The 19,087-nt window shown below is 49.9% G+C and carries 11 protein-coding genes; 2 read left to right on the forward strand and 9 right to left on the reverse strand.

The genetic code is table 11. From position 1 onward, the window contains the following. Positions 1-44: 44 nt before the first annotated feature. The 6 genes from H0247_RS12945 to H0247_RS12970 form a co-directional block, all read right to left on the reverse strand. The gene (locus H0247_RS12945; protein ID WP_180742903.1) at positions 45-4,118 is read right to left on the reverse strand and encodes a non-ribosomal peptide synthetase; all 4,074 of its coding nucleotides are present in this window, start codon (positions 4,116-4,118) and stop codon (positions 45-47) included. Between the two features lie 77 nt (positions 4,119-4,195). Beyond that, positions 4,196-9,736 (reverse strand): type I polyketide synthase, encoded by a 5,541-nt coding sequence (locus H0247_RS12950; RefSeq protein ID WP_180742904.1) that lies wholly within the window; start codon positions 9,734-9,736, stop codon positions 4,196-4,198. Between the two features lie 138 nt (positions 9,737-9,874). After that, positions 9,875-10,144: a hypothetical protein gene (locus tag H0247_RS12955; RefSeq protein WP_180742905.1), complete on the reverse strand. Its 270-nt coding sequence runs from the start codon at positions 10,142-10,144 to the stop codon at positions 9,875-9,877. Positions 10,145-10,243: 99 nt separating this feature from the next. Then, positions 10,244-10,516: a phosphopantetheine-binding protein gene (locus H0247_RS12960; protein ID WP_180742906.1), complete on the reverse strand. Its 273-nt coding sequence runs from the start codon at positions 10,514-10,516 to the stop codon at positions 10,244-10,246. Between the two features lie 10 nt (positions 10,517-10,526). Next, positions 10,527-12,038 carry an amino acid adenylation domain-containing protein gene (locus H0247_RS12965; protein WP_180742907.1) on the reverse strand — a complete coding sequence of 504 codons (1,512 nt, stop codon included), beginning with the start codon at positions 12,036-12,038 and terminating at the stop codon, positions 10,527-10,529. 102 nt (positions 12,039-12,140) lie between these two features. Then, positions 12,141-12,770, reverse strand: a complete 630-nt coding sequence (locus H0247_RS12970; RefSeq protein WP_180742908.1) for a DUF2589 domain-containing protein — start codon at positions 12,768-12,770, stop codon at positions 12,141-12,143. Between the two features lie 324 nt (positions 12,771-13,094). Between H0247_RS12970 and H0247_RS12975 the strand changes: the two genes are divergently transcribed. Beyond that, complete coding sequence (locus H0247_RS12975) at positions 13,095-16,193, forward strand: amino acid adenylation domain-containing protein (protein WP_255433970.1); 3,099 nt, start codon at positions 13,095-13,097, stop codon at positions 16,191-16,193. Positions 16,194-16,450: 257 nt separating this feature from the next. Here the strand turns inward: H0247_RS12975 and H0247_RS12980 are convergent, their stop codons facing one another. From H0247_RS12980 to H0247_RS12990, 3 genes are read right to left on the reverse strand one after another with little or no spacing between them, the layout of a single operon-like run. Beyond that, complete coding sequence (locus tag H0247_RS12980) at positions 16,451-16,882, reverse strand: hypothetical protein (RefSeq protein ID WP_180742909.1); 432 nt, start codon at positions 16,880-16,882, stop codon at positions 16,451-16,453. A gap of 56 nt (positions 16,883-16,938) precedes the next feature. Further along, positions 16,939-17,400, reverse strand: coding sequence for a lysozyme (locus H0247_RS12985; protein ID WP_180742910.1), 462 nt, complete (start codon positions 17,398-17,400; stop codon positions 16,939-16,941). Further along, the gene (locus tag H0247_RS12990) at positions 17,393-17,989 is read right to left on the reverse strand and encodes a DUF2589 domain-containing protein (protein ID WP_180742911.1); all 597 of its coding nucleotides are present in this window, start codon (positions 17,987-17,989) and stop codon (positions 17,393-17,395) included. The genes H0247_RS12985 and H0247_RS12990 overlap by 8 nt, the downstream gene beginning before the upstream one ends. 431 nt (positions 17,990-18,420) lie before the next feature. Between H0247_RS12990 and H0247_RS12995 the strand changes: the two genes are divergently transcribed. Continuing rightward, positions 18,421-19,035, forward strand: a complete 615-nt coding sequence (locus tag H0247_RS12995) for a response regulator transcription factor (RefSeq protein ID WP_180742912.1) — start codon at positions 18,421-18,423, stop codon at positions 19,033-19,035. Positions 19,036-19,087: the final 52 nt, after the last annotated feature.

The following is a 19,087-nucleotide window of genomic DNA, read 5'->3' on the forward strand; positions in this document are numbered from 1 at the left end:
ATAAAATCGCCGTTCTGCGTTTGAAACCGCAGACGGCGAATGTGTTATTGCCATATTTTTTTGAGCTGTTCGGCTATGCGGGAAATGTGCGGTGCGTTCATCATTGAGATATGATCGCCGGACGTCGGCAGTACCGTCAGGCAACCTGACGTGAGGCGACGCCACCCCAGCCCTGACTCTGGCAGGCGGATACGACCAGGTAAAATATCTTCCGCCTCGACGACCAGCACATCACCTGAGTAGATCTCGCCACGGTAAGCATCCGTCGCATAGATATGGGTTTGCAGGATATTGATAAAGTCCTGAAATTCTCCATGACCAATCGACTCTGGCACCAGCCCCACACGTTTAAATTCGGCCAGAAAGCGCGACGTTCGTTGCGCATTGCTCATGTCTGCAAGCGACTGCTCTGAAAGATCGAAAGATGCACCGGTAAACAACGCCACTTTATGCGCAAAATACGCCAGACGTTCCGCCTCGTTCATGTCTGCTGAGCCGTCGATGTTGATCTCTGGAGCAGGCTGGTCCAACACTAACACCGTCGGTGTTATGCCTTTTTTTGCGAGCTGCTGCGCCATTTCAAAAGCGATAGTTGCACCGAGAGACCATCCTCCGAGTACCAGACGGGAGCGATGAACGATGTCGCCAGCTTCTGAGAGATAGAAAGCAGCAAGCGCTTTGATATCGGCGTTATAAGGCTGGTTAATGCTGAAATCGGGCACCTGAATGCCATAGATCGGATAGCGCTCGCCCAATTCACGCGCTAGCCCGGAATAGCACAGCACGTTACCGCCAGCGGGATGAATCAGAAGCAAAGTGGGGTTATCTTCAGGCTGTCCGCGATTGATCGTCACCCTTGCGGTTTGAGTCTGTGATCCCTTGTCTTCAATCACGCGAGCCAACTGGGCAATGCTGCTGTTTTCGAACAGTTGCCCCAGAGACAGGGAGGTGCCGAAGTGCTGATTAATGCTCAGGACGAGCTTTAATGCGCTGAGAGAATTCCCGCCAAGCGTGAAGAAGCTCTCCTGCGTATCAATCGTCTCGCTTTGTAAAATATCACGGTAAATTTCATGCAGTTCGCGTTCGCGCTGACTCTCTGGAGTGTGAAGCGATGCGCGCTTTTCCGTTGAGGGCAAGGGTAACGCCGCATAGTTTATTTTACCGCTAGCGGTTAATGGCATAGCCTCTAGCCATACCCAGCGTTCGGGTTGCATATAGTCTGGCAGCTTTTTTTGCAGCGCCGTTTTTACTGTGGCCTGACTGGATTTATCAATGCCGCACAGGTACGCGGTTAAGACAGTTTCCCCGTGGGGCAGCGTGTTTTGTTTAATCGCTACATGCGTCGCATTAGCAACCTGTTGTAAGGCCTGTTCGATCTCTGCCAGCTCAACACGGTAGCCGCGTACTTTAACCTGACGATCCAAACGCCCCATAAATTCAAGATTGCCATTAGGCAGGAAACGGCCTTTGTCACCGCTGCGATAAAGTCGCTCGCCCTCAAGGTAAGGGTGAGGAATAAAGCGCGCGTTATTTTGATCTGGCAGGCCGATGTACCCTTCCGCCACATGCGAACCGCCCAGATAAATTTCACCTGGCAGACCGGCAGGAACGAGCTGGTGGTAAGGATCGAGCAGCAGAACATGGCTATCAGACAGAGGTTTACCGATAGGCAAATAGTCGCCCGAAAGGAGACTGAGATCGTCTGGCACCGGATAGGTAGTGACACCAACCGTACACTCGGTTGGGCCATAATGGTTCAGAATGCGGCAAGATGTTCGGAACTCGCGTACACGCTTGATGAGTGACAGAGGAACACGTTCTCCGCCGATGACCAACAACTGACGAGGTAATAACGCCTCGGCCTGCGGTGACGTCAGTAACGTCGCTAAATGCGACGGCGTAATCTTTATGCAATCGACCGGATATTGCGCCAGATAAGCGAACAGCTCCTGTGGGGAGCGGAGTAATTCCGTGCTGATCACGTCTAACTGACCCTGATGAATCAGCGCGGGGAACAGTACCGTGTGTGCCAAATCGGTGGTGAAGGATGAAAACATGCCGTAGCGGGCATCGGGCGGCAGGTTGAGTACGGGCCGAATGGCCTGACAGTAGTGGCTAAGCTGCGAGTGTTTGACACGAACGCCTTTCGGTTTGCCGGTACTGCCCGAGGTATAGATGATGTAAGCTGGGCCATCCGTAATCTGTGGCTGAGATGGGTTGCTTACCGGCATCATACTGCGATTTTGTCTTACGTAGACGCAGGGGAGTATGTTGCTGGGCGTCTGTTCGTCGATGATGACACAACGTGCGGCGGAGTTTTGCAAAATGAACTCAATCTGTTGTGCAGGAAGTTCCATATCGACCGGCACATAGCATCCGCCCGCTTTTAACACGGCCAGAATCGCGACGACGTAATACTCGCTTTTCGGCATGAACAGTGCGACACACTCGCCATGGGCAATGCCGTCTTTCTGGAGCTGATGAGCCAACTGGTTTGCCCGTTCATTGAGCTGAGCATAGCTGAACGTGCGGCCTTCACAGCGAACCGCGATGGCATCGGGATGTTGCTGTGCCTGTTGTTCAAACTGCCGATGAACCGCAGGTGGGAATGTGTTAGCGGTCGGGCGGCATTGTGCGATTGTCGCGCGGCGTTCTTCGTCGCTTAACAGTGAGATATCCCGAACGGTTAACTGCGACTGGGTGATTAAGGTTTCAAGAATCGTCCGCAGGTCGTTCAGCATGCGCTGGATGGTGCTGCTGGAAAATAATGCGCTACTGTAGTTCATGGTGAACAGCAGGCCGTCGCTATCCTTGTCTTCTTCTACCCATAAGTTCAGATCCAGTTTTGCGGTTCCATAATCCACTTTTAACGGCTTATATTTGAACCCACCATGGCTGCTGTGAAAATGGGGGAAGACCTGATACGTCAAGATGGCCTGGAAGATCGGATTGATCTGGGGATTACGCACATAGGTAATCTCGTCCAGAATATAATTGAATGGCACATCCTGGTATCTCAAGGTTTCTTCACACTCGGCTCGCGCGCCCTTAATCAGGGAGGCGACACTGGTATTAGGATCGATATCAAAACGTAATGGTAGGGTATTCATGAATAGCCCCATCATGTTTTGCGTGGCAGGTAAATTCCGGTTGGCAAACGGTGCGCCGATGATGATTTCCTGCTGCCCGCTGTATTTATGCAGCAGGAGTTGGTAGGCCGTGAGGATAACGTGGAATTGTGTCGCTTGGTGCTGTGTCGCACAGGTTTGTAAGCGTTGGCAGAAAGCCGCATCAAAGAACTGGCTGGCGATTCCCCCGGTGGTGCTCATTTTGGCCGGACGCGGGTAATCCGTTGCCAGCTCTAACTGCCCTGTGATGCCATCCAGCTTCTTCGCCCAGTAGGCCAGCCCGGTCTGGTATTCGCCCTCGGTATACCACCGATCTTCCGCCAGTGCATAATCGGTGAACTGGAGCGTTTTTTCGCTGGGTAATGTCCCGCCCTGCAGCAGACGAAAGTAGTTTTCCATGAGCATCTTGAAGAACACATTGACTGTCCACCCGTCGGAAATAATGTGATGAAATGTCAGGAACAGCACATAGTCATATTGATGGATTTTGACCATATGGAGATAGACCAAGGGGCCATTCTCCAGATCAAAAACAATATTCCCTTTCGCCTTGGCCGTCTCCGAGACATATTTTTCAATGTCCTCTTCGCTGAATGCGGAAACATCTTCAAAGCTGAACGTGAAAGACATGTCGTCAGCAACGCACTGGCACACGTCGTTATCGACCAGCCGGAATGTCGTACGCAGAATGTCATGTTGTTGCATCAGATAGTCGAGCGTTTGCTGTACTCGCTGCGGCTCCATGTCGTGCTCGATCCTGCAGGCAAGCACATAGGGATTATTGTAGACCTGACTATCGTCAAGGTATTGGGAGAGCATCCAGATACGCTTCTGCGCGCTGGTCATGGGGAAATGTACTCTGCTGGGTGTCGCGTGCGGAACAATGGCTTTGCCTGAGGCTGCGTTGCCTGTTTTCTTCTTTTCTCTTGCCAGCTTTTTGAGTTCATCCAGGCTAAGCGAAGTTAGTTTTGCGGTGGGAAGCTGCGTCATTATCGAGTCTCATTTTGTGACATTCGGTTTTACATTAGCGGCCGCCTTCGAGATGCGTACTCAAGGCGGCCGTTCCCTTATTCCTGCAATAAGGCTTCCAGCTCGGTAAGGATCAGCGTGGCTAACCCTTTCACGGTCTGGTTCTGGTAAAACAGATCAACGCGAATATCGATTTCAAATATGCCGGAAACGGTAGAAACGACCTGAACGGCCAGCAGCGAGTTACCGCCCAGTTCAGTAAAGCTGTCGTTAACGCCGATCCCCGAGATCCCCAGAATGGACTGCCAGACGTTGACGATCTCTTTCTCAACGTCATTTTCTGGCGCGACGTAATCCACTGAGAGAGCCGGTCGGGCATACCCTTCCGTGGCGTCGCTATCCTGCAAGAGGAATTCCGGCGTTGCCTGCTCAGGGATGGATTCATAAATGAGCTGGTCCAGATCGCTGGTGACGACGACTAACTGTGCAAATTCCAGATGTGCGAGCTGGCGTTTTATTGCATCCAGCCCTTCTGGCAACAAAATGTCTTTATCTGCCAGATTCACTTTTACTGCGGCTGCGGCTGTTGTTGAGGTGTTCTCGGACGTCGCGAGCTGATTGCCCATCGTCATCTTCATCAGCGTGTAGTTTTCCAGGATCAGCAGTGGAACGCCCTCTGGTGAAAGGAACGTGATATCCATGACGATGGCGTTATCCTGCGGCTGATAAGCCTGCTTTAGCCTGGCGTGGACGTAGCACTCTTGCCCCAGTGGCGATAAGAAGGTCATCTTGCCATAGCTGATAGGCAGGAAATCCTCCTGTGTAATCAATGACAGGCAGGAGATGGCCGTAGCATCAATCACTGCGGGATGGTACGGGTAGCGGGTAAGATCGTGTGTATAGTCGCTTCCCAGCACTTTGTGGATCAGCCATTCGTTATGGCCCTGAACAATCTCGCGGTGGTTGTTCCAACGCTGGCTAAACGACAGGAAATTTTCGCCCGTGTTGGCATTTCCCAACTCGGTGGCAAATGGCGTGTAGGGAACCTGCGTGGTGCAGCGCTGTTTGATGGCGTCAATCGATGTAATGGCATCAGCGGATAATTTAATGGCATCAGTGGATAGTGGCGTGAGGTCAGCCGTTAGCGCGCCGTGGCTTATGCTCCCGAACGCGTGTTCTTGCCATGCCAGTTCAAGCACGCCCCGGGTCTTGAGGCTGAACTTATAACCTTTCCCCTCTGGCGTGATGAACAGCCTCATCTGTCGTGGCCAGGCATCGGTATAGATTACCGGCTTGGTCAGCATCAGGTTTTTGACCTGAAGGTTCTCCTGAGGCTTAAAGCACGTCATGAATTCATGCAGCAGCGATAAGATCGTCGTTCCCACCAGTGTGGGCTGCTTCGCGATGCGGTGCTCATCGATAACCCAGTCCTGCGCGGTGAGATTGACCTGATAGCTTTCCTGCATGCCTTCACGCTCCAACTGCGTCAGCAGGTCGCCTTTGGTTTCCTCAATGGCAGTCAGCTTGCTGTTTTTCTTCTCCTGCAACTGCTTGCCCCAACGGACGGCCATTCCCACATCGCCCCATTTTCCCCAGTTCAGTGAGACGGTGCGCCCACGGCGATGCTGGTTGCGATAATGCGCAAAGGCATCCATAAACGCGTTACCCGAGCAGTAATCGATGCGGGCTTCGTCACCGACGATGGAGGTAATAGAAGAGAATAAAATAAAGAAGTCAGGCTGTTTGTCCTGCAGCAGCTCATCCAGAATGAGCGATCCTGCCACTTTGGGATCGAGCACGTTGGCGCAATCGGCGTCATTCTTCAGCGCAATGATACCGCCGCCAGCCACGCCTGCCGTATGGAACACGCCATCGACCTGCGGGAACGCGGATAACATCTCGCGCATACCGTGATAGTCATTCACGTCGACCTGTGCCAGATGTATTGTGTTGCCACGGGCTTCCAGACGTAAAATGCTCGCCAGTTTTTCACTGATAGGATCGTCAACCGGATGCTGTTGGATCCAGGATTGCCATTCTTCACGCGGCGGTAACGCGGCGCGGTAAGTCAGGATAATCGCCGCATTACTGTTTTCAGACAGGTGGTTGGCGAGCAGTATCCCCAATCCACCGAGGCCACCAGTGATGAGGTAGACGCCGTCGTCTTTCAATTCCGCAGGTAAACCAAGGGCATCCTGCTTCAGATGTACGGCCTGATAACTTTCTTCCCAGCGCTGGTTTCCGCGGTAAGCCACCAGATTGCCGTGTGTGGCGATATGGCTTTCTGCAATCAGGCTGTGGGCAAACTCATCAAGCTGTTCGGCATTTTGTTTAAGATCGATATCCACCAGATGGCATTGCACTTCAGGATACTCGTGATAAAACACGCGCGAAGGCCCAACCAGTAACGCATTCTCTGGTGACGTGATGCGCTCACCCATTACGCTGAATGTGTTGCTGGTGGCGAAGGTCACATGCAAATCGTCCAGCAAATTCTCGTTCACCAGCGCCTGCTGAAGATAGAGCGCAGGATAGAACGTGTTCAGTGGTGAGGAGAGATAAGTGTGGTCAAGCGGCTGGACCTGTTTCGCTGCCGTCAGGTTCCATAGGTACAGGATATGCGATGGACGTAGCCCTTGCTCCGTCAGACTTTTTAGTAACCGGACGTAGTCGGGGCGTGACGCGACGTTGAGGGTGTATTGGTCCTCGGAAAGCGCTTCCTGATACTGCGTTCCTGGGCTGACGAAAAAGACCTTATGCCCATCCTTTTCCAGTATCTGTTTCGTGCGTTCGGCGATGCCTTGGGTATCTGTCAGGAGCAACCAGCAGGCGTTCTCGGCTTCAACGCGTTTTCCCGCCATATATTTCGCCGGAATGGTTTTCTTCCACGTCGGCATATAGAACCAATCGCCGATGTCCGCCTGTTTCCGCTTTTTAGCCTTAACGGATTGCTCACTTTGCGCATCAGAGCTGGCTGACGACAGCGCCGGCAGGGCGAAGCGTTTACGTTCGAAAGGATAGCCGGGCAGCGGGATGCGGCGACGGTGCTGTTCTGGATGATGCTGATGCCAGGGAACGTTTACGCCGCTTGCCCAAAGCGCGCCGAGCGTTGAGAGCAGATGCTCGCCGGATAACGCAACATCTTTTGCCGTGGGTAATGAAGCATAAATCAAGGCTCCATCTTCCGCGCTGAAATGCTGCTTGGCGGACGACTCCAGTGAACGCCCCGGTCCAACTTCAAGGAATACGAAGTCATGATGTTCGTCAGCCATCAGCGTTTTGAAGCCATGAGAGAACAGAACGGTATTGCGAACGTGCCTAACCCAATAATCGCTGCTTTTAGCGATGTCTTCACTCATCCATTCGCCGTTGACGGTCGAGACAATAGGGATTTTCGGCGTATGGAGCTCGATGCTATCAATGACCTTTTTGAAGGCAGGGAGCATGGGTTCCATCATGTGTGAGTGGAAAGCATGCGAAGTATCCAGATGTTTGCAGAAGATATTGCTGTCTTCCAACTGCTGTTGGAAACGCGCGACATCGTTTGAAGCACCGGCGATGACACATAATCCAGGGTAGTTAACCGCCGCAATTTCCAGCTTGCTACCGTGAAGTTTAGCCTTCAGGCTTTCTTCATCGAGCAGGACAGCAAGCATATCTCCCGCGGGTAATGCCTGTACCATCTTGCCCCGCAGCGCGACGGCTTTCAGTGCATCTTCCAGTGAGAATACGCCGGACAAGCACGCCGCCACGTATTCCCCCACGCTGTGCCCAATCATGACATCCGGCTGAATGCCCCATGACATCCACAATTTTGCCAGACTGTACTCGATCACGAACAGGGACGGCTGGGTAAACTGGGTTTCATTGATGCGGGACTCGGCGATATTATCGCTGTCCTGAAAGATAATCGACGTCAGATTGACGTCCAGAATTGGCTCCAGATAGTCACAGCATTGATCCAGGCTCGTGCGGAAAACATCGTAGGTGTCGTACAGTTCACGCGCCATATTGACGTACTGATTGCCCTGTCCCGGGAACATAAACACGACGGATTTTTGGTTTTTTCCCTGCTGCGCCACCACCAGTGACGGCTGATCCAGCTTGGCCAGCAGTGAATTACGATCCTTCCCGATAATGGCCGTGCTGTGTGAGAACTTTTGTCTCCCAACCTGTAGGGTGTAGGCGATATCTGCCAGATTGGCATCGTCATGTGTACTGAGGTAATCGCGCAGGCGGCGTTTCATGTCTTCCAGCGCCGTGCGACTTTTGGCGGAGAAAGGCAAAACCAGCAGGCTGTTATCATGGGTATCGCCCGATTTTAGCGGCGGAGCGGCTTCCAGAATGACACAGGCATTGGTGCCTCCGACGCCAAAAGAGTTCACCAGCGCACGATGCGGTGTTTCTGATGGTTCCAGCTCGCTGAGTTCGGTGTTCATGATGAACGGGCTGGTTTCAAACTCAATGTTAGGGTTTGGCGATTCGAAATGGAGCGAGGCCGGCAGTTTGCCGGTTTCCAGCGCCAGTGACGCTTTAATGAGGCTGGCCATGCCTGACGCCGCGTCCGTATGGCCGATGTTGGTTTTCACCGATCCCAGACGGCAATATTGGGTTTTATCCGTGTATTCCTGAAACGTCTGTGTGAGCGAGGTGAATTCGATGGGATCGCCCAGCGCCGTCGCGGTGCCGTGAGCTTCAACAAAGTTGATCGTGGCGGGATCGAGCTGTGCATTGGCGATCGCCTGTTTGGCAACGGCGATTTGCCCGTCGATGCTCGGTGCGGTAAAACCGGCCTTCAGGTTACCGTCGTTATTCACTGCACCGCCTTTCAGTACAGCATAAATATGGTCGCCGTCGCGTACGGCGTCATTCAGACGTTTCAGTAATACGACGCCAGCACCGCGGCTGAACACCGTGCCGTTGGCTCGCGAGTCGAAGGCATAGCAGCGGCCATCAGCGGATTCCATGCCGCCTTGCATGTAGGGGTAACCCCGACGTTCTGGCGTATCTACGGAAACACCGCCTGCAACGATCAAGTCACTTTCCCCGTTCAACAGGCTATTCATGCCCATCACGACGGCGACCATCGCAGTTGAACAGGCGGTCTGTACGTTAACACTTGGCCCTTTGAGGTTGAGCTTGTAAGAAACCCGGGTCGTTACGTAATCTTTATCATTGTTGGTGACGACCGATGCGCCGCTGGCATACTTCTGTACTTCAGGGTGGGCGTTAACTTTACTCAAATGCCAGGCGGTTCCTGTTCCGCCGAAGATGCCAACCTTACCGGGGTAGGTGGCTGGGACGTAGCCGGCATCTTCAAACGCGTGCCAGCAGCATTCCAAAAAGACGCGATGCTGGGGATCCATAATTTCAGCATCGCGCGGTGTGATATCAAAGAAATTAGCGTCAAAGTGCTGTGCGTTACCCAAAATTCCCCGACGGCGAATATAGTTGGGCGAGGCGATCATCTCTTCTTCAATGCCTGACTCCCTCAGTTCTTCTTCACTGAATGTGCTGATCGTCTCCACGCCGTCCAACAGGTTTTGCCAAAATATCGCGGTATCTTCCGCACCGGGAAAGCGGGCCGACATTCCTACAATAGCAATATCCTTATCGCGGAACTGTTCTTGCTGTTTCATTTCATTACCTCACCGTGAATATATTCGCCTCCTTTCACGGCGCAGGCCGTTAACCTTCTCTCGCTGAATATTTCCAGATAAAGAAAGGTCGACGTCCTACACCGTGAATATAGAAGGGACAACTAAATTAAACGTGAATTACTTTTTGCTACCCGCGATTTCAGCAGTAATCCGGCTGATGATACTTTGCAGGCCAGATGCTGACGGATGTTGCAATGATGCTTTGATTGAAACAGGAATAGCAGGAACAGACTTTTTCCCCCAATATTTTCTGACATAAGGGAGGACTTTCTGGCCAATCGCATAATAGTTAGCGGGCTTGGATGAATTTTGGTGACTCAGTACAACTTTAATTGCCGAAGCCACCTTCGATTTTACTGCTGCGGAATTCAATTGATTTGCAGACATGGTATTACCACCTATTATCAGTGAAATAAGAGAGATTAAACATATTGCTCATGACTGAGCGACTATTCCCGTGGTCAACAAATACGCTTTTTAGCGTAATTACTTCTTGCTGCTTGATTTCCCAGCGTGTATTTCGCTAATACGTTTGCTTAGCATCTGTACCGTTGGGTATTGGAATAAATCAACAATAGAGATAGGTGACTCTATTTTGTTTTTTATTTCCCGATAAACTTTGGACATCAGCAGGGAGTTTCCTCCTGCATCGAAGAAATTCTCTTGAATAGAGACCTGCGGATTATTGAGTACGGTCCGCCAGATAGAAATAATATTTTTTTCTATCTCGGAAGGTAATATTGTCTTGTCGTTTGACATTTTTTCACCATTAGTTATTTACATAGGAACACAGTTTGGATTTATCAATTTTTCCATTGGGGTGCGTGGGCATTTTTTCCAACGCGACGAAATGGGAAGGCACCATGAAGAAAGGCAGCATCTTGGCAAGGTGTGCTTTTATCTCCTGAATATCGATGCGCTTTTGATGCCGTAGTACATAAAACGCGGAGAGCGATGGCGCTGCACTTTCCGGGCGCTTTTCGAGAATAACGGCGGCGTGGTTAATTTGTGGCAGCGCCTGCAAGTGCGTTTCTATTTCCGCCAGCTCAATACGGTGTCCGCGCAATTTAACCTGACTGTCTATTCGGCCAATGAACTCCAGCACGCCATCGGCTCGCTGCTTAACCCAGTCGCCGGTTTTATACATTTTCTGCCCAGGCTGATGGCTAAACGGGTCATCAACAAATCGCTCCTGCGTCAGCTTTTCTGCATGCAGGTAGCCTTTGGCCAGAATATCTCCTGCTAGATAGAGCTCGCCGCTTTCCCCGACATCGACAGGCTGCTGCGCTTCATCCAGCACATAAGCGATGGCGTGCGGGATTGGCCTGCCAATCGGGGCGATTTTTTCTTCTGCTTCCGGTTGGCAGAGCCAGTGGCAGGCAAATATTGTGGCCTCGGTTGGGCCGTAGAGGTTGTGGATTTTCCCCGGATATTGCAGGGAAAGATCGTTAACCAGTGTTTGATCGAGCGCCTCGCCGCCAGAAAAGATATGGCATAGGGATGTGCAGCGGGATAGCACGTGTGCATCGACAATAACGCGCATCGCCGTCGGTACGAACTGAGCAACCGTGACCTGATGGCGGCACATGAATTCTGCCAGCAATAATGGATCGTACTTGGCGTCTTCGGTGATCACCGCGCAGCTGGCACCGGCGATCAGCGGCCAGAAAATTTCCCACACCGAGACGTCAAAACTGAACGTGGACTGGTTAAGGACCACATCGTCGTGCTGTAGCACGAAGGCACTTTGCATCCACGCCAGATAATTGACCACCGTCCTGTGACTGACCATCACGCCCTTTGGCGTTCCGGTGGAGCCGGAGGTGTACATCACATAACACAGGTCTTCCTCGCTAACAGTAGGAAGCACTGGAGTAGCCTGAGCGCCTAGATCGAGCTGGTTGATGTCAACGATCTCACGGTGTCCTGGTGCCAGTTTAAGCGCGTGTTCATTGTCAGTGATCACCAGACGTGCATCGGCATGATTGACCATATAATCCAGACGCTCGTGTGGATAGTAAGGATCAAGCGGTAAATAGCATGCACCGGTTTTCAATACGCCGAGTAAGCTGACGATCAGATTCGGGCTTTTATTCAAATAAATACCGACAACATCCTTCGGCTTTACGCCCCGCTGCAACAGCTCGCTCGCCATGGCGTTTGCACGCTGCTCCAATTGCCGATAGGTCAATGTTTCGGTATCGCTTCTCAGGGCGATGGCGTCCGGCGTCTGATGCCGCTGCTGTTCAAATAAGGTATGGAGCACTCTTGCCGATGCCATGGTCTGATCCTCTGGTGATGCCAGGGAGTCACGCCTGGCATCCTTTTACGCGTTATGCTGGTACGGCACATAGGTGCTATGCCGCTGAGTAATGTGCTGTGATTATGATGATGCTTCTTGTTGCTCCGCAGATGCGGGTGGGGCTGTGTTTTCTGCTGTCTGTGACACGTTTTCCCCTGCGGGAGTGCTGGGTCTGGTTGCGGCATCGGTCAGAAAATCGATGACGCGCATCAGTGCTTCAGGCGCAGGTTGACGTTTTACCTGCGTGTGAATGCTGTATTTGGCGCGCGTGTCTGTAGCCCGAGTTTGCGCCGACTTGTGTGAGACCCGACCGGCCATTTTGACCTTGAAAGCCCCCCATCCCAATGAAGCCGCCAGATTGCCGTCTTCTCCGGTGTCATCAGATGACGATTCACTCTGCGTTACCTCAAGCTCGAAATCGATAGTCCCTTCTTCAATAGAAATAATCGGATGGGTAATGGCGGCAATGAGCGGTATGCGCATCGTTTTTGTCACCGCGCCTTTTGCGACTCCGCTTTCATCAATAAGCGTTTCGTCATAATCGAATTGAATAGCGACCGCTTTATTATTCTGAATGCATACGGATAATAAAAAATCCGTATAGGCTTTGCTGGCTTGAACCTGTGCGTTAATCATTGCCTGTAAAGGCCCGCTAATCATATTTTCCAACGGTAATGCATTAATAACCGAACCGATAAATTGTGAATCCATCGGAGCCTCCAATTATCTGCGAATAGGGCGTGATGCACTGTCAATAAAAAATAGCAAAAGGAAGCGAAAATAATACCCGTCAGGGTACAGGGGGACTTTTGCATTCTGGCATAGTCCCTTTGGGATATAGGCAATACTGTCTTTTATTTGTTAAACCCATACTCAGGCATGCGCGTTATTTTATGTGTCTTTCCTGGTATTAGCATGACGACCCCATCGTTACGTGTTCTCATTTTTACTGCATTCACTTTTAACCGTGTGAGATACCGGACGTCGCGTTAGAACCATTCCCGCAAGAACATCCTTTTACAATATGGAAGGAAAATGATGAAGAATAGAAAAACGGTCTTTGAAATTATTTCTGAATGGTCACTGAAAAGCCCCGATAAGACGGCGGTGGAATTTAATGGCGATAGCCTGAACTATCAACAAGTAGAATTACGGTCACGTCTTTTGGCCGACTATCTGTTATCACACTACCCGAATAATAAACGTGGCAGAATTGCCGTCTATCTGGAACCCGGGGTCATGATGCCTGTGGTCTTACTGGCTATTTTAAAAGCCGGATATACCTATGTTCCGCTCTCACATTTTCATCCGTCAGAAAGAATCATTCAGATCCTTGATGACTCGTCGGCATTTTTACTTATTTCCACGCGTTCGATGGTAAATAAAACGGCTATCGATAACGTTTTTTCTTCTACGCTCGTATTAGAGGATATCCATTATCCGGCTGAGCCGGTCGCCGTGTTGCCGCCCGTTTGTGAAAACGATCTTGCCTATATTCTCTATACCTCCGGCTCTACTGGGAAGCCAAAAGGGGTAGCCATTGAGCATCGGAACCTGAGTTATTATCTGAACTGGTTTAATGAGGATGTGTGGCCAGAAACGTGTGCGAGGCTCCCTTTGACATCGTCACTCAGTTTTGCCGCCGCCGTGACACAGCTTTATGCGCCTTTATTACGTGGCGACACGCTGTTTATTTTGCCCGCCGACAGTTTGAATGAACCGGAGGTTTTATTACGCTGGCACCAACAGCATCCAGACGGCGCCATTTACTGCGTGCCGACCGTTTGGGATGAACTGTTGCGCTATCAGGCGACCTCTTCTCACGCGTGGGTGTTACCCAAAACCGTTTTTCTCTCTGGCGAACCTGTCTCTTTTGATTTAAAAGAGCGCACGTTCCAGCAGATACCGGATGTCAGGCTTTTTAATCTGTATGGCCCGACGGAAACAACGGCCAACTGCTCGTTCACCGAATTGGTGCCGGGAAAAGCGGTGACACTCGGCAAAGCGCTGCGTGGTAGCGAAATTCTGATCGTGGATGAGAATCTATGTCCCGTGGCTGAAGGGGAAGAAGGGGAAATTTGCGCCTTTGGGGAGGGTGTCGCCCGTGGCTATATTAACCGCGACGAATTAACGCAGCAGCGTTTTTTCAGCCATGTGCGAGCCGGTAAAAGCGACTGGGGACATCGCACTGGCGACCTGGGAAAAAGGACGCTGGATGGGGAGATCGTGTATCTGGGGCGTATCGATCGCCAGATTAAGATTAACGGTATTCGTATTGAGCCTGAAGAAGTCGAAATTGTGTTACGTCAGCATGGCGATATTGACAACGCGTTGGTGCGGCCGATGCAGGAAAATGGGCGTCAGCGTCTGGTCGCCTATCTGGTGAGCCGTAACCCGTCGCTTGCCACGAACGATCTGCGCCGCTTCTTGCAGGATAAACTGCCGCGAGCGATGCAGCCGTCCCACTTTATTATGCTGGAAACCCTGCCCAAATTGCCTAACGGGAAATTGGATGTGAGTCGGCTGCCTGCGCCTTGTCCGCAGCGCCCTGAGTTAGGATATCCGGTTAAAACCGCAGGTAATGAGCTGGAACAGGAACTGATTGATATCTGGCAGGAAGTGCTTGGTTTTCGTGAACTCGGTGCCAACGATAACTTTTTTGATTTAGGGGGCGATTCGCTCCAGGTGATGAACGCCAGGCTACTGATTCGAAAACGACTGTTTAGCGACATTGATTACCCATTGTTTTTCAACAACGCAACGCCCCATCTGCTGGCTTTCATCGTCCCTTACTATGTTAACGATGACGAGCCCACGTTTGACGAGGGGACAACGGAGATTGAGGCGCTCACTCCGTCATCGCAGCAGCGTTATTTCCTGACGCTGGATCAGCTCAGTCCAAAAGCGTCGCTCTATCAATTGGCTTTTCGTCTGACGATAGACGGTACACTGGATGAGTCTGCCGTGAAATGGAGTCTTGGGCGTATTCTGGAAGGCAATCCGGTACTGCGAACCCGCTTCGATCTGGATCGTCTGCAATGCCTTGAGGGGGATTATCCAATCGGAGCGATCCCGATTGAACGACTGACGGCTTTCTCTCCCGATGGGCTGGCGACTACGCTGAGCGACCGACAACTGCTGGCGCTGATCAATACGCCAGAGATGGATGTAGAACATTCGCCTCTCATCTGTTTTCATCTGGTCTCTCTGACGGCGCAGCGACATGTTCTGCTGGGACGTGTGCACCATACGGTATTCGACCATGACGCAATTGGCTTGTTCTTCAATCAGTTTATTGATTACATCCGTGCTTATAGCGCGGGCGATCGCAGCTATCGCATAGGCAGCGAAGAGCGCTATCTGCGCTATCGTCAACAGCAACGGCGTACCAACGGTCAGTGTTACCCAAGAGAGCGGCAGTTCTGGCTGGATAACATGGAGGCTTACCTGACGGCGGGGGCCGATGCGACAGCATTTCCTCTTAGCGAAAGTCAGGAGGGAGAAAATTATTGGTGTATTTTGTCTGATACGTTAACGCAGGCGATCAAGCACTATGCCCAACTGCATCGCACAACGCCATTTGTCTGCATGCTGACTGCTTTTACTCTGCTGCTCAAAACCACAAACTACCGCCATGTGCCCATCGGTATTCCGGTGTCGAATCGTATGCTGGCGGACAACGTTACTACGATAGGCTGTTTCGTTAACATGGTGACGTACTACGATGATGCACCTGCGCAGGAGTCTTTCAGCACGCTGTTGGCTCGCAGCCAGAATAAGATCCATGCCATTTTGGACAATCAGACGCTGCCCTATGATGTGTTAATGACCGACGTTCGGGCCAAGGGATGGTCTGATAAACTGCGTTTCCCCGTCAGTTTTAACTATCTGACTGCGATGCCGCCGGCCGTGCAGATCAATGAGACTGAATATCAGATTGCGGATATTGCCAATCATCAGGCTCGACTGGATTTGACGCTCTCTGTTTATGATGATGAGGCACTGACGCTGTGTTTTAATTATCAGCAGGCGGCGTTTAAAGCGGAAGAGATTACCGCTCTGTCTCAGCAGTACCATCAAATTCTCATGGATAGCGTACAGCCAAACGGGATGCCCTTGTACGGCAACCGGTAGATAATGCTTGCGAAGGCGCCTGAACTGTGGCGCCTTCGCTAAGAGGGTTTGCATGTAGATGCTGGTTTCATGAGCCACGCACTGATGAGATGGTTGAACGTGTCGGGAAGGAGAATGTGGTAGCAGGGAGGCGGTGCCTTCCTGCTATATGAACGACGTACGGCTGAGAACCGGTATTCTTGAGAACGTTGACTGGCGAGACTCATTGTTGATGAGAGTAGCTATTGGTGAGACTAATTATTGGTGAGAACCATGCGCTAATGGTCTAACGGTGTCTTGTCATCGGGCGTTTTTTCCCGAGCCTCATTGATCGAATGCATGCCTTTTGTCGCCTGCTTGATTTCCGACGCAACATCCAAGATATCGTTATTCTCCCGATAGCTGAAGAAATTTGCCAGTAGCGTAACCAGGCCTACGCTAATCGCACCAACCAGATAACCTAATCCTATTGCATTCTCCACTTTATTAATGTTTACGTGCAGTAATTCGGCAATAATACCGACCAATGAGAAGGCCGCTGAAATACTGATGGTGATGATAATTAATATAGCGACAAATTTGTCATAATTATTCAGTTTCTGTGGACGCCAAAAGAAAGAGATACTGAGGCCACCGAATAATCCTGAAATTGATGCAATAATGTCGCTGACTAGAATGCCATAGATTAGAGGATAGGTTGAAAGATCCATAGTATGTCCGTGATGATATTTTCTATGAGATGATTATTTTCGCGTTTTGTTGGATATTAGTTCGGTGTGACAGGTTTTAGGAACAGTGCTCTTTCTGCTTCTCTGCGGCGCAAAAGTCCTTCTACAACTTGTTCGCCATCTTTATCCCAGCGTGGAAATTGATCGGCAGCTGCACCATAGTCACCCTGATTCAGCAAGCGTAATAATGTCGATGTTTCTAGGCTTTCTACGCCGAGGTTGTAGGTAAATGACGTTAGGGCACCAAATTGGTTTCCGTTGAGATCCACGTTCACATAATGCTGTACACCGGTTTCCGCCGTCTTTAAGTCCTGACGTAACAGTAAGTCGGCTTCCTGAAGCGTAATGCCGCTATCAAAATTTTCATCTGGCAGTATCAAATGTCCATACCCAATGGTCCATCTGCCAGCGGTATCGAGATACTTTGTTAATTTCAGTCCTTCAAAGCTCTTAATGAGATCGAGACCAGCTTCATTGATCGTTTCAGGAATGTTAGCCATTATTTTTTTCCTCTTGTGTTATTTTTGGGAGAACGAGATTGGTATAGTCATCAATTAATCGCATGAGGCTTTCTGGAGGTTCGAGCGCAGTGAACTGCATCTCTATATTGACGTGCTGACTATTTCTGCCTTTTTTGTTTTTGCCTGAAGGCGACATACTGACGTGAAAATTACTGATGTTATAATCGTTTAAAGGCGAGGCTATTTCGTCCTTACTTACCGCATCGGTTCTCACCGTCATTTGCACTTTCATTTTTTCCAGCATCAACCCCCTTGGGGTAGAAAGGGCAACCAGCGGCAGTTCGACGTGGTGTCGAGAATCGAGTTGAATAGAAACTGTCTTTGGGGTTAACGCGCCATCAGCGCCACGTTCAAAAAAAGGGTCGAGCGTTTTCTGATATTGGTGAGCGATAAATTGATTGGCTGCGGTAGCGGCATGCTGCATGCCGCGAGCGATATCTGCTAATGTTAACGCCTTTGATGATGATGTCACTTGATCGTTTAGCGTGGAATGCGGATTTTCCCCTTGGGAGGGACCGACATTCTCTTTTTTTTTATTTTTTCCCGTTATCCAATTTTTTAATGACATACTTTTTCCTTATGTTATTTCCCATGATGATAAAAATAAAATCATGAAGGAAATAAATGACAGCTTGGAGAAACGTTAACAGTTAAGGAGAGTGAGATACATCAGTCATTGTGTTAGCGATGTCATGTAATATGACATAGGCCATTTATTTGTTTTTTAAAGTTCATTGTGCTAAATACTTTATACGTTGATGAAATCATTACTCCATTAGATCTTATTTTAAGATAATATTTCATTGCTAATGGTATTCCTTCTTGGGGTTTTTGACTGAAGTTATTATGTCAGTATGTTCGAGTAAATATAGATGTGTCTATAAGATAAACGGCATATGCCAAATGGCGTGATATCATATCTTTAAAAATAGGCTAAAACTTCTTAGAGGGCATTTTTAAATATGGCATTTTAAAATAAAGCTAAATGGAGATTGCACAGTGAATGTTCTTATTATTGATAAATCCCCTGTTTTTATTCAGGGATTATCTGTTGGGCTGAATGATTTTATGCACGATGTCAATATTGTTGGCGTAAAGGAAATTGACGATGTATGGCCTTGTCTTGAGAGGATGAAAAACGCTTTTATTTTACTGAATTGTAATAAAGAAAATGGAGAGTACAGTCTTTTCCTGGAAGCGCTGCATGAGAAATATATTGGTGTCAGTGTGATTATTATGGTCGATTCTATTGAAAGACATATTTTGAATAACTATCTGAAACACCATGTTATGGGAGTCGTTCTTAAAACATCGCCCGTTGATTTCATTGCTCAGGCATTAAAAACCGTGTCGATGGGTATGGTCTGTTTACCGGATGATGGCGTGATCTATGAAGGGTGGAGTGTTGATAACAGTGTAAAAGGAAAACTGAGTGAGAGGCAGCATGAGGTTCTGCAACTGATTGCATCAGGCGCTTCTAATAAACAAATTAGTCGGACATTAAACATCAGTGCAGGAACCGTGAAGTCGCATTTGGAGTCGATTTTCAGGCGACTTAATGTGCGTAACCGAACACAGGCTGCGATCGTACTATTAGAAGAAGAACGAAGATAAGTTTCGTCTTATTACATTATTTAGCTGTGGTGTTATTAAAGCATCAGGGAAT

It is taken from the genome of Pectobacterium sp. CFBP8739 (assembly GCF_013449375.1).
Lineage (GTDB): Bacteria > Pseudomonadota > Gammaproteobacteria > Enterobacterales > Enterobacteriaceae > Pectobacterium.

What these genes read in the sequence shown, in the direction of transcription:
- H0247_RS12950 (WP_180742904.1), bottom strand. Translation starts at nt 9,736, where the DNA reads ATGAAACAGCAAGAACAGTTCCGCGATAAGGATATTGCTATTGTAGGA.
- H0247_RS12970 (WP_180742908.1), bottom strand. Translation starts at nt 12,770, where the DNA reads ATGGATTCACAATTTATCGGTTCGGTTATTAATGCATTACCGTTGGAA.
- H0247_RS12980 (WP_180742909.1), bottom strand. Translation starts at nt 16,882, where the DNA reads ATGGATCTTTCAACCTATCCTCTAATCTATGGCATTCTAGTCAGCGAC.
- H0247_RS12960 (WP_180742906.1), bottom strand. Translation starts at nt 10,516, where the DNA reads ATGTCAAACGACAAGACAATATTACCTTCCGAGATAGAAAAAAATATT.
- H0247_RS12965 (WP_180742907.1), bottom strand. Translation starts at nt 12,038, where the DNA reads ATGGCATCGGCAAGAGTGCTCCATACCTTATTTGAACAGCAGCGGCAT.
- H0247_RS12975 (WP_255433970.1), top strand. Translation starts at nt 13,095, where the DNA reads ATGATGAAGAATAGAAAAACGGTCTTTGAAATTATTTCTGAATGGTCA.
- H0247_RS12990 (WP_180742911.1), bottom strand. Translation starts at nt 17,989, where the DNA reads ATGTCATTAAAAAATTGGATAACGGGAAAAAATAAAAAAAAAGAGAAT.
- H0247_RS12985 (WP_180742910.1), bottom strand. Translation starts at nt 17,400, where the DNA reads ATGGCTAACATTCCTGAAACGATCAATGAAGCTGGTCTCGATCTCATT.
- H0247_RS12945 (WP_180742903.1), bottom strand. Translation starts at nt 4,118, where the DNA reads ATGACGCAGCTTCCCACCGCAAAACTAACTTCGCTTAGCCTGGATGAA.
- H0247_RS12955 (WP_180742905.1), bottom strand. Translation starts at nt 10,144, where the DNA reads ATGTCTGCAAATCAATTGAATTCCGCAGCAGTAAAATCGAAGGTGGCT.